The organism is Chryseobacterium rhizoplanae (genome assembly GCF_900182655.1).
GTDB classification, from domain to species: domain Bacteria; phylum Bacteroidota; class Bacteroidia; order Flavobacteriales; family Weeksellaceae; genus Chryseobacterium; species Chryseobacterium rhizoplanae.
Genome location: NZ_FXTC01000003.1, coordinates 369,889 through 381,668 on the forward strand (window position 1 = coordinate 369,889; position 11,780 = coordinate 381,668).

The 11,780-nt window shown below is 36.4% G+C and carries 12 protein-coding genes; 5 read left to right on the forward strand and 7 right to left on the reverse strand.

All coding sequences use genetic code 11. The features are described 5' to 3' along the window. The first annotated feature begins 88 nt into the window (after positions 1-88). Complete coding sequence (locus FN817_RS10340) at positions 89-604, forward strand: hypothetical protein (protein WP_142717840.1); 516 nt, start codon at positions 89-91, stop codon at positions 602-604. A gap of 255 nt (positions 605-859) precedes the next feature. Beyond that, entirely contained in the window at positions 860-1,450 is a 591-nt protein-coding gene (locus FN817_RS10345; protein WP_047379061.1) for an outer membrane beta-barrel protein, read from the forward strand. A 95-nt stretch (positions 1,451-1,545) separates the two neighbouring features. On the opposite strand, the gene FN817_RS10350 is transcribed toward FN817_RS10345, so the two are convergent. Beyond that, positions 1,546-2,181, reverse strand: coding sequence for a peroxiredoxin (locus FN817_RS10350; RefSeq protein ID WP_047419960.1), 636 nt, complete (start codon positions 2,179-2,181; stop codon positions 1,546-1,548). A gap of 95 nt (positions 2,182-2,276) precedes the next feature. Here FN817_RS10350 and FN817_RS10355 point away from each other — a divergent pair, with 95 nt between their 5' ends. Further along, on the forward strand, positions 2,277-3,164 hold the full coding sequence (locus FN817_RS10355) for a mechanosensitive ion channel family protein (RefSeq protein WP_142717841.1): 888 nt from the start codon (positions 2,277-2,279) through the stop codon (positions 3,162-3,164). A 73-nt stretch (positions 3,165-3,237) separates the two neighbouring features. Here FN817_RS10355 and FN817_RS10360 read toward each other — a convergent pair whose 3' ends face one another. The 6 genes from FN817_RS10360 to FN817_RS10385 form a co-directional block, all read right to left on the reverse strand. Further along, the gene (locus FN817_RS10360) at positions 3,238-3,735 is read right to left on the reverse strand and encodes an HMG-box domain-containing protein (protein ID WP_142717842.1); all 498 of its coding nucleotides are present in this window, start codon (positions 3,733-3,735) and stop codon (positions 3,238-3,240) included. A 79-nt stretch (positions 3,736-3,814) separates the two neighbouring features. Further along, the gene (sucC, locus tag FN817_RS10365) at positions 3,815-5,005 is read right to left on the reverse strand and encodes an ADP-forming succinate--CoA ligase subunit beta (RefSeq protein ID WP_045500844.1); all 1,191 of its coding nucleotides are present in this window, start codon (positions 5,003-5,005) and stop codon (positions 3,815-3,817) included. 131 nt (positions 5,006-5,136) lie between these two features. Next, positions 5,137-6,414, reverse strand: coding sequence for a chloride channel protein (locus FN817_RS10370; protein WP_142717843.1), 1,278 nt, complete (start codon positions 6,412-6,414; stop codon positions 5,137-5,139). A gap of 2 nt (positions 6,415-6,416) precedes the next feature. After that, positions 6,417-6,803 carry a DUF423 domain-containing protein gene (locus FN817_RS10375; protein WP_047419964.1) on the reverse strand — a complete coding sequence of 129 codons (387 nt, stop codon included), beginning with the start codon at positions 6,801-6,803 and terminating at the stop codon, positions 6,417-6,419. Between the two features lies 1 nt (position 6,804). Further along, positions 6,805-7,875, reverse strand: coding sequence for a hypothetical protein (locus FN817_RS10380; RefSeq protein ID WP_142717844.1), 1,071 nt, complete (start codon positions 7,873-7,875; stop codon positions 6,805-6,807). Between the two features lie 166 nt (positions 7,876-8,041). Then, positions 8,042-9,370 carry a hydroxymethylglutaryl-CoA reductase, degradative gene (locus tag FN817_RS10385; RefSeq protein WP_142717845.1) on the reverse strand — a complete coding sequence of 443 codons (1,329 nt, stop codon included), beginning with the start codon at positions 9,368-9,370 and terminating at the stop codon, positions 8,042-8,044. Between the two features lie 156 nt (positions 9,371-9,526). Between FN817_RS10385 and FN817_RS10390 the strand changes: the two genes are divergently transcribed. Next, positions 9,527-10,786, forward strand: a complete 1,260-nt coding sequence (locus FN817_RS10390; protein ID WP_047419970.1) for a putative DNA modification/repair radical SAM protein — start codon at positions 9,527-9,529, stop codon at positions 10,784-10,786. A 126-nt stretch (positions 10,787-10,912) separates the two neighbouring features. Then, entirely contained in the window at positions 10,913-11,674 is a 762-nt protein-coding gene (locus tag FN817_RS10395) for a TIGR03915 family putative DNA repair protein (RefSeq protein ID WP_317129976.1), read from the forward strand. The last annotated feature ends 106 nt before the right edge of the window (positions 11,675-11,780 follow it).

The window sequence follows — 11,780 nt, forward strand, 5'->3', positions numbered from 1 at the left end:
TTTATAATAATTCTTTCATTAAAAGTGGAGATTGCATTTTTGCAGTTTCCACTTTTGAAATTTTAAAACAAAAACAAAACAATAAGATATGGATAAGATTAAAGACACAAGAACGTTCATGAGAATTACCCACCGTTATCTGGGATATTTCCTTGCCGGAATTATGGCGGTGTATTCATTAAGTGGAATTCTTTTGGTGTACAGAGACACTGATTTTCTGAAGAACGAAAAAAAATATGAAAAAAATATCTCGGCCAATCTTTCAGAGAAAGAGCTGAAAAAAGAGCTGAAGATGAAAGGTCTTGAAGTGGAAAAAACAGAAGGAACTGTTCTTTATTTTAAACAGGGTACTTATGACAGCGCAACCGGAAAAGCCAAATACACTAAAAAGGAATTACCTTTCGTATTAGATAAAATGGTTTCTCTTCACAAATCGCAGTCTAAGGATGCGATATCGCCTCTAAGTGTATTCTTTGGAGTCTCTCTTTTCTTTTTTGTGATTTCAAGCTTCTGGATGTTTAATCCTAAAACAAAGGCTTTCAAACGCGGAATCAAGTTTACGATTGCAGGACTGATCATATCTATCATTCTTTTATTTGTTTAATACTCAACAAACTGAACAAAAGAGAAAAACCACTTGGGATTATCATCCATTTTTATCATTTCTTTTTTAAAACCCGCTTTTTATTTTCTTTATCATTATGAAATCTTCAGCGAATATGTTAAAAAACTGAATTATATCTCACTGAGAATGTTAACGTTTATTTAGAAAAATTACCTAAAATTAAGAGTATGGCACATTTATTGTTTTTTCTATAACTCGTGAATAATAAACATTTAATTATTAAAATAATAAATTATGAAAAAACTTATTTTAACAGGGATATTAGCCGTAGCAGGTTTAACAGCAACCGCAAACGCTCAGATTCAAAAAGGTAATTGGATGGTAGGGGGTAACCTTGCAGGGGCAAATTTTGGTTTAAATGAAGGAGCAGGATATGACTTTGCAATTCAGCCAAAAGGAGCATATTTCATCGAAGATAATATTGCAGTTGGGGGATATGTGGATTTAGGATTCAAAGGAGCTAAAGATGCACCTACTACTTTTACATATAATGTGGGAGCATTAGGACGTTATTACCTTAACCCGGGAGAGCAGGGAGTAAACAATTTGCTTCACCACGGAAGATGGTTCTTCGAAGGTAACGTAGGTGTTGGAGGTATGTCAATCTCTAAAGGAGGTTCTTCTTCTAACGGTCTTAACTTCGGATTTGGACCTGGTTATTCTTACTTCATCACTCCAAACATCGGATTGGAAGGTTTAGTGAAATATGATGCAAATGCAGGATTCGGAAGCGGTGGATATACTAACAAAATTACTTTTGGTTTAGGATTCCAGATTTATCTTCCAACGTCTAAAGCAAAACAAATCATCAACGACGTTAAGTAATCACTGAAATACTTATAAAAAATAAAGCGCCCCGAAATAATTTTTCGGGGCGCTTTTCGTACAAATTAAAACTAAACTATAAAAAATCAAATAAATCATGTATTGGGTTGTGGCGTGTATCGTAAATAAGGTTTTATTTCCGTCACCCCTTTTGGGAATATCTTCCGTGCTTCTTCTGTAGAAATCGTTGGCGGCACAATGACATCTTCTCCATTTTCCCAATTAACCGGAGTAGCCACACGATAGTTATCCACAAGCTGCAAAGAATCCAGCACTCTAAGGATTTCGTCAAAATTTCTTCCTGTAGAGGCCGGATAGGTAATAATCAGTCTTACTTTTTTGGAAGGATCAATAATCAAAAGAGAACGTACAGTCGCCGTAACGGAAGCATTGGGATGAATAAAATCATACAGCTCCGAAACTTTTCTGTCTTTATCAGCAATAATAGGAAACTGTACATTGGTATTCTGAGTTTGATTAATATCTTTTACCCAGTTTTGATGATCTTCTACTCCATCCACACTTAAAGCAATCACCTTCGTTCCTCTGGCATCAAATTCAGATTGCAATTTTGCAGTATATCCCAACTCTGTAGTGCATACCGGGGTATAATCTGCAGGATGCGAAAACAGAATCCCCCAGGAATCTCCCAGATAATTATAGAAATTGATATCTCCTACTGATGACTCTGCCTGAAAGTTGGGTGCTGTATCTCCTAGTTTGATTGACATAATGTTTTCTCTTTATAGTCTACAAATTTAGTAGACTTTTTGGAACTGGCAAATTTTTTGATGAAAATTTATATCTTTAATTAAAAATTTTATTCATGGAGAAGACCGGACTCAGGTATGTAGATCTTGTTTATAAAGTATTGGAAAACTGGTATGTGACCTTTGCAGAGCTTACCCCCAAACTTATTGTCGGAATTTTAGTATTTACATTTTTCCTGATTACCAGTAAATATTTAAGCCAGGCAGCCGTAAAAATCTTCCATAAATTCTTCCCGAAGAGCCAAAAAGAAAGTTCCCTGGTTACCTTAATCAGTGTATTCAGATTTCTGATCATGCTGATGGGAACCTTTATTGCTTTGGAAATAATGGGTTTCAGTGGTTTTCTTTGGAAATTTATCGGAAGCTTGGGAGTTGCCGGGGTTATTGCCGGGGTTGCGCTGAAAGATTTGGTTTCAAGTATTTTTTCAGGAATGCTGATCGGAATTGATAAAGCATACAAAGTAGGCGATTATATTACGATTGGAGCTCATTCAGGAACGGTACAGGAAATTGGTTTCTTAACTACAAAACTTCTTACCGACGATGGAAAAAAGGCTTATATTCCTAATCAGGTAGTCTTCAATGCGCCGTTTTATAATATTACGGCTTCGCCACAGCGCAGGATTATTTTAAATTTTGAAATTCCTGCTGATGAAGATATCAGTAAAGCACAGAAAGGAATTCTGGATGTGATTAAAAACCTTGACAATGTGGATAAGCTAGACACTATAGAGGTGATCTTTACCGATCTGAAACAAGGCGCATTTAATCTGCAGGTGAAGTTCTGGATAAAAGTAGGTTCTAATCTGGCTCAGGTAAGAAGTAAGGCTTATTTAGGGATTAAAGAACGTTTTGATGTGGATAAAGTGCAGTTGGTAACGCCTACAAGCATCAGTATAACGAGTGGAGAGAATATTTTACCTGAAAGCCATCAGGATAAGTAAGGAATTCAAATAAAAAAATAGAGACCATTTCAACTTTTGAAGTGGTCTTTTTATATCTGTTCTAAAAAATAAACTACTTCTTACTCTCTTTTCTTTTCAATTTTATAGGATCATTTTTAGGCATTTTGGCAATACTGTCATTATCCAGAATGCGTGCTTCTCCCATTGCATACTTATCATTAGCAGCACAAGAATCCTCTTCTATCACATCAACAAAACCTGTTGTAGCATACGTTTCTACTTTTGGTTTTGAACATCCTATTAAAAATAAAATCACAGAAAATAAGCTTAAAACAATTCCGTTATTTTGAAATGAAGAAGGAATATATTTCAGGAAATGAACCTTAAGCTTTTGTGATTGGTTAATATGATCACCTAACTGATGGTTGTAAAATCTTCCACAGATTCGGGTATCTTTATTTTCTTCTAAAATCTGTTCAACCTCCTGAGGATTCTTTTCTGTAAAATCAACAACACATTTATTACATAAATCACAGAATCGTCCTTTGTCCTGTGGAGACATCAATTCCCAGTTTTCAGAGCATGGTTTTGGAATATATACGTTTTTCATGGATAATAAGTTTCTTCATATGCATTAAAAAACCGTTCCAAAAATGGAACGGTTTTCTATTTATCTGAAAATTTTAGAATTAAGCTAAAACTTCTTTTACTTTGTTTGCAGCTTCTTCTAAAGTAATTGCAGAGTGTACCGGAAGACCAGACTCGTCAATTAATTTTTTAGCTTCTACAGCGTTAGTTCCCTGTAATCTTACGATCAATGGAACCGGAAGGCTACCCATCGCTTTGTAAGCATCTACAACCCCTTGAGCAACTCTGTCACATCTTACGATACCTCCGAAGATGTTGATCAAAATAGCTTTTACGTTTGGATCTCTTAAGATGATTCCGAAAGCAGTTTGTACTCTCTGAGCATCAGCAGTACCACCTACGTCAAGGAAGTTAGCCGGGTTACCACCTGATAATTTGATGATATCCATAGTTGCCATTGCAAGACCAGCTCCGTTTACCATACAAGCAACGTTACCATCCAGTTTTACGAAGTTAAGACCCGCTTCACCAGCTTCTACATCCATTGGATCTTCTTCTCTTGTATCTCTAAGTTCAGCTAAATCTTTGTGACGGAACAATGAGTTGTCATCTAAAGTTACTTTAGCATCTACAGCGATAATCTTGTTATCAGAAGTTTTTAATACCGGGTTGATTTCGAAAAGAGAAGCATCAATTCCTGTATACGCATTATAAAGAGATGAAATAAATTTCACAAATTCTTTGAATGCATTTCCTTCAAGACCTAGGTTGAAAGCAATTTTTCTAGCCTGGAACCCTTGAAGACCGATAGCTGGATCAATCAATTCATTGTGGATCAAATGAGGAGTTACTTCAGCAACGTGCTCAATATCCATACCACCTTCAGTAGAATATACGATTGTATTTTTTCCTTCAGCTCTATCTAAAAGAATAGAAACATAAAATTCTTTAGTTTCAGATTCTCCCGGATAATAAACATCTTCTGCAATCAAAACAGAGTGTACTTTTTTACCTTCAGCAGAAGTTTGAGGAGTTACCAACTGCATTCCGATGATATTCTGAGCGTTCTCTTTAAGTTTATCCATGTTTGGAGAAAACTTAACACCCCCACCTTTACCACGACCACCTGCGTGAATCTGTGCTTTTACAACCCAAGCCTGTGCTCCGGTTTCAGCAGTCAATTTTTCAGCAGCTGCTACAGCTTCATCTACGTTGTTTGCAACGAAACCACGTTGGATAGCTACTCCATACTTTGATAAAATCTCTTTTGATTGATACTCGTGAAGATTCATATTATTTTTATTATTTTATTTTACTATTTAAAGGTTGACAAATTTACTAAAAAGACATGGAAGTTCAAGTTTATTGACTCAAAAATTAAAGTCTGATTGACTTGATTTTTAACATATCACTCAAATTCCCTTTATTCTTCCACTAATTTCTCAGATTGTGATCCGATGAACGGAATTCTTGGAGCCAGAAAATATCCGGTAAGGCTCGCAAATAATATCGGTACAAAATAGGTAAATCCGGTAAGGGTTCCTAAGATAATGGTAGTACTCATCGGCGTTCTTGTTACACACGCATTAATCGCCGCCATGCAGCTTACAATGGCTAATGTGGTATCTACAGCCGGAAATAAATTATGGATAATGAGTCCCAATGTTGTTCCTACAAAGAACAGAGGAATAATAAATCCTCCCCGCCATCCTGAAGTTACTGTAATGGCAATCGCCAGTATTTTAAAAACCAGAATCAGGAGTAAGAAATTGAGTCCGAAATTACCATCGATTAACTGATTGATCTCGTTATGTCCAAAGTATCTTGTAATAGGGAAATTATAGGCAATGATTCCTAAAATAATTCCTCCCACCAATGTTTTAATATATATTGGGAAGTTTCTGTATTCGAAAACTTTTTTGAAAAACTTAACTACAAAAATGAAAATCCATCCGAACAAAGTTCCTACAATTCCGAACAGTGCAGCATATAGAAAATCATATATTCCGGTATAATGATAGGCTTTCAAATCCCAGGTTGCCCCAATTCCCAAATGGATAATCAAAGCAAACATCAGATAACTGAAACAGCTCGCTACCAAAGCAGGAATAATGGCTTTATAGTATTCTACAGCATGTTTATGATGCAGGATTTCCAGAGAAAAAAGACTACCTCCCAGCGGCGCTCCAAATAACGCGGTAAAGCCAGAAGCCATCCCGGCAATACTCAAAGAACGCAGTTCCTCACCTTTCAGTCTGAAAATTTTCCCCAGCCAGGTTCCCGTAGAACCTGTTACCTGTACCAATGGCGCCTCCGGTCCCAAACTTCCTCCCGAAGCTACACAAAACAGGGATGAAAGAATCATCGAAGGATTGTTCTTCGGTTCCAGTTTTCCTTTATTAAATCTGATGTTGTTAACGATCAAATGAATTTCTCCGGGATCACCTATAAAATGAATTACCAGCCCGGCCAGCAAACCACAGATCGCCATGGTGGGAATAACCTGCCAGCCTTGAAATTCAGCTAAAAATTCTGTAAAATGTTCCAGAACGATCCAATATCCTCCGGCAATAACACCTCCTACAAGGCCTGTAACAGCCCACATAAAAAAAGTACGGCTAAAAACAAACGGATTGAATCTGATAGGCTGATCTAAGAGATTGAATGTCCTTATTAACCGTCTTCTTCTCTTAATCTTCATTCTTAAATTCTGTTTTTGGCAAAATAAAAGATAAGCATTCCCCAGCTTAAAATCATCATCAAACCTCCAAGCGGAGTGATAGGTCCTAAAAATTTAAGGTTCATTCCTAAATAATCCTGCATACTCAGAAAATAGATACTCACTGAGAATAACAAGGTTCCTGCAATCATTAAAATGGAAGTCCATCTCTCAGCAGAAGTTTCAAATTTTAAGATATACCCGATGATCAGCAGGAAAAATGCCGCATACATCTGATACCTTACTCCTGTTTCAAAGCTTTCCAGCCTTTCCACGGCTAATATTTTCTTTAAAGCATGCGCTCCGAATGCACCCAGGATCACAGACACCATTCCGTAAACCGCTCCAAAAACTAAAGTAATTGTTTTCATTTTATAGCTCTTCTAATTCTAAGGTTAAATATTTTTTTGTTTTATAGTCCTGCCAGGTTCCGGAGATTTTATTTCCCTTTAAGTCAGCTTCTATTAAGGCTCTTGGAACCCATTCTTTAAGTTCTTCGCTATGATAATCATCTTCGGTGATAGAAAAATGATCGTGAATAAATTCTCCTCTCCAGTTAATCGGTTTTTTATTCTTATCATACCAATAAGTAGCGGAAAAAGAATCGTCCTCATTAATTTCGTTAAACAAAACCGTAACAGGATATTTTCCGTCAATTTTTCCTTTGAACAGTTTATTCCCGGGCCCAGTCTGCCCTATCTTTTCCGAACCTGAAATCAGATTTTTACCATAAATACTCAGGTATTTTTCAAGTTCTTTATAAGTAAATTCAAGTTCATGACTTCCCAGATCGTCCAATGCCCGCATCGCATGGTTAGAACATCTGCCTGCCACAAAAGTAATTTTATCCTTACCAAAAAAATACCGGATACCATTCAAAGTATGTTCTATGAAACAATCTTCATACATTGCAATTTGATCCTGAACTTCCTCTGATGGATTTTTTTCAGATTTTAATTTAACGAGAAAGTCATTCACTCTCTTTTTTACTCTACTTTGAATCAAACCATTGACTGTTTTCCTGCTCTCTGCCCGAAATAAATCTTCAGCATTGATAAAATTCCCTGTCCTTAGATCAAAATTCTTCCAATCTTCAAATTCTTCTGGATAGGCTCCCGAAGCTTCACCATGAATACCCATTGTTAAAATATTTTTAGGCGTTTCCAGTTTCTCCCAATCATAGAAGTAAACATAGTTGGAATAAGAATTTGTTGCGGTAGAGGCTAGTTTAAAAGGATTTCCACCAGAATTCGGAATATATTCCAGTTCTTTCACCTGCAGAAATGTATTGATCTTATCGGCAACTGCTGGATTTCCTGCATAAGTAATCACAGGGAATACAAAGTTTTCAGATTTTGGCGGCAGGTTATTTATTTTCACTTCTTTCTGCTGCGAAAAACCTAAACCTGAAATCAATAAGAAAAATACAATACTTTTTTTCACTATTTTGATTTTAAGTACATTAAAATGAACTTGGCAACCAAGGTAGAGATTCCCAGTATGATAAACATATTGGCAAATCTCTTGGAGCTTCTGAACCCTTCATTATTGGTTTTCTTTAAAAAGAATCCAAAAAGAAGAAACACAATGGGCAAGATGATCTGTAACATTAGTTTCCTCTCATTCTGTTAAATTCATTGATCACCTCGTGGTGGCTCACCGTCTTATCTTTGAAGTACGTTACAAAGTGCTGCTTTTCTTCTTCGGTAGCTCCCAACTGATTCAGGATATTCAATAAGTGCATTTTCATATGCCCTTTCTGGATTCCTGTAGTTACCAGTGAACGCAATGCTCCAAAGTTTTGTGCAAGACCTGAAACAGCAAGAATACTCATCAGTTCCTGTGCAGAAGGTTTTCCAAGAAGTGCTAATGAGAATTTTACCAATGGATGAAGATTCGTAAGCCCTCCCACAACTCCTACAGAAATAGGAAGATCAATCCAGAATCTGAATACTCCATTATCTGTGGTACAATGCGTCAAAGATCTGTATTGTCCATCTCTTGCAGCATAAGCATGTGCACAGGCTTCTGTAGCTCTGAAATCATTTCCGGTAGCAATCACCACTGCATCTACTCCATTCATCACTCCTTTATTATGAGTGGTTGCACGGTAAGGTTCAATTTCAGCGATGGTAACTGCCTGTTTGAATTTAGAAGCAAATTCTTCAGGAGAAATTCCGCTGTCGTCTTTTAAGTCTTCCATTTTACAGGAAACCTCAGCTCTCACGATACAGTCAGGGGTAAAGTTGGAAAGGATATTCATCACGATCTGTAGTGAATTCTTTTCTTCCTGAGTGAAATCTTCACTGGTTGCCACTTCCTGCCTCAAAGTTTTTCCAAACTGCTCAAGACATGAGTTGATAAAGTTCGCTCCCATGGAATCTACCGTATCAAAGCTTGCTTTTAGCTGGTAATAATTCGGCATTTCTGCAGTTTTATCCACCAGATTGATATTTAAAATACCACCACCGCGTTTTCTCATGTTCGCCGTGATATCTTCTGTCGCTTCAAGTAATTTTTTCTTTAAACTGAAATTAAAGAAATGTAATAATTTATGGGGTTCAACATTAAAAATAAAATGGGTGTGCCCCAGTTTTTCAGTGTTGATAATCGTTGTTTTGAAACCTCCCTTATCGATCCAGAATTTCGCAGCTTTGGAAGCGGCCGCCACTACTGAACTTTCTTCAACAGCCATTGGAAGTGCCAGCAGCTTTCCATCGATCAGAAAGTTCGGAGCAATTCCGTAAGGCATATAAAAATTGGAGATGGTATTTTCAGAAAACTCATCGTGAAGTTTCTGAAGATCTGCATCATCGTTCCAGTATTGTTTTAATATATTTTGATATTCCTGGTTTCCTTCAAGATATTCGTTTACGAGCCAGTCGATTTTACCCTGCTTTGGAAGCTTGGAAAAACCTTCGATTGGTTTATGATTCATGATATAAACTTTAATGAGCCGTAAATATAATGATTTTGAGACTCTTTTTTGTTGATAACTTCTATGAAAAAAGATTGACTTTTATCAATTTTGGAACTAAATTTGAACAAAATTAAAATACATCTCAGATACAAAACATATCAAAAATTTAAAAATATGAATTTTGACCGCCTTAAAGAAAAACTGGAAATCCTTGCCGATGCAGCGAAATATGATGTTTCGTGTTCGTCCAGCGGCGGCTCAAGAAAGAATAAAAAAGGAGCTTTAGGAGACAGTTCCGCAAGTGGCATCTGCCATACCTATACAGAAGATGGACGATGTGTTTCTTTGCTTAAAATTCTATTGACCAATCACTGTATCTATGATTGTGCTTACTGTGTTTCCAGAAGTTCAAATGATATTAAAAGAGCTGCCTTTACAGTAGAAGAAGTCGTAGATCTTACGATTAATTTTTACCGCAGAAATTATATTGAAGGTTTATTTCTGAGCTCCGGAATTTTCAAAAATGCAGACACCACAATGGAACGGCTGGTGAGAGTGGCCAAAAAGCTGCGCCTGGAAGAAAATTTTAATGGATATATTCATCTGAAATCTATTCCCGGGGCAAGTGATGACCTGATGCAGGAAGCCGCTTTGTACGCAGACCGTTTATCCGTAAACATTGAAATCCCTACAGAAAGCGGATTAAAATTATTGGCTCCAGAAAAGAACAGGCAGGATATGATCAGTCCTATGCGATATATTCAAAAAGGAATTATCCAGTATAAGGATGAAAAGAAAGTTTTAAAAAAAGTTCCCAAGTTTGCTCCGGCAGGACAGTCTACACAAATGATTGTAGGCGCAACCAATGAAAACGACCTGCAGATCATTAAAGTGGCCGATCATTTTTACAAAAATTTCAATCTCAAAAGAGTTTATTATTCAGGTTATGTTCCCGTTTTGGAAGATCAGAGATTACCTTCTTTAACGACGGAAGTTCCTATGCTTCGTGAAAACCGGTTGTATCAGTCGGATTGGCTGATGAGATTTTATGGTTTTAAAGCTGAAGAAATTTTAGATCCGAATGTTCCCTTTCTTGATCTGGAAATGGATCCGAAATTAAGCTGGGCATTACGAAATCTGGATCAGTTTCCTGTGAATCTTCAGACTGCAGAATATCGAACCATTTTAAGAATTCCGGGAATTGGGGTAAAAACAGCTCAAAAAATTATAAGTGCAAGACGTTTTCAGGTCTTAACAATGGATCATTTAAAAAAACTGGGAGCAGCCGTGAACCGGGCAAAATATTTTATTGATTTCACTGCTGGGAATGCTTACCTGAAATATTTAACGGACAAAAATTTTAGAAAACTGTTGATAGGTGGAAGCTCATCAAAGTTTCACAATCAGTTCTCACAACAACTGACATTGTTTTAAACACAAATTACACGAATTTTTTCACAAATGATCACTAATTTATTACTTCGGTAAAACAGCACATTTGTCATTCTGACGAAGGAAGAATCTCAGAATGACAGGCAGTACAACTAAATTTTAAAATAAATGATGACAACCCTACTCTACGATGGAAGTTTCGATGGTCTTTTCACTGCGGTATTTGAAGTTTTTGAATACCGTTATAAAGAGGTAGAAATAGCCAGCAGAGGGCGTTTTCATCAGGAAAATATTTTTGCTGAAATCCACGAAGTCATCACACAAACAGAAAAGTCTGAGCGGGTTCTCAACAAATTGGAGCAGAATATCGGAAAATTGGGCATCCATAAGCTTTTAAAAGTTTTTTTATCAGAGGAACCCTATCTTGAAAACCTCATCTTATCCGCTGTAAGACAATCTATCAAACATCCGGGAGAAAATATTCTTGAAAATTTTGCAGATAACAATATTTTACAAATTTCAAAAATCTGTAAATCGGTTGATAGGGAAAGGCATAGAATGACTGCTTTTGTCCGCTTTGAAAAAATGAAAGATGATGTATTCTTTTCTAAAATAGATCCTGACTTCAATGTTCTTCCGTTAATCCGAAAACATTTTAATGACCGGTATCAGGACCAGAAATGGATGATCTATGATCTGAGGAGGAATTACGGCATTTTTTACGACCTGGAAAACTGCGAGTTCTTCTACCCTGATGAAAAACCGGATTTCAATAAATACCAACAGAAGTTTCATAATGAAGAAATGAATTATCAGGTGCTTTGGCAGCGATATTTTACTAAAACCAATATTGTAGAACGAAAGAATATGAAACTTCATATTCAGCATGTTCCGAAAAGATACTGGAAGTATTTGACGGAAAAATGGTAAGTGAAATCTCATATTGTGGATAACTTTTTTCTAAGCGAAGAAAAGATAGAAATTCAAGCTTCCATTTTTTAATTTTTATTTAAATTATTAATTGAGTGACAGATAG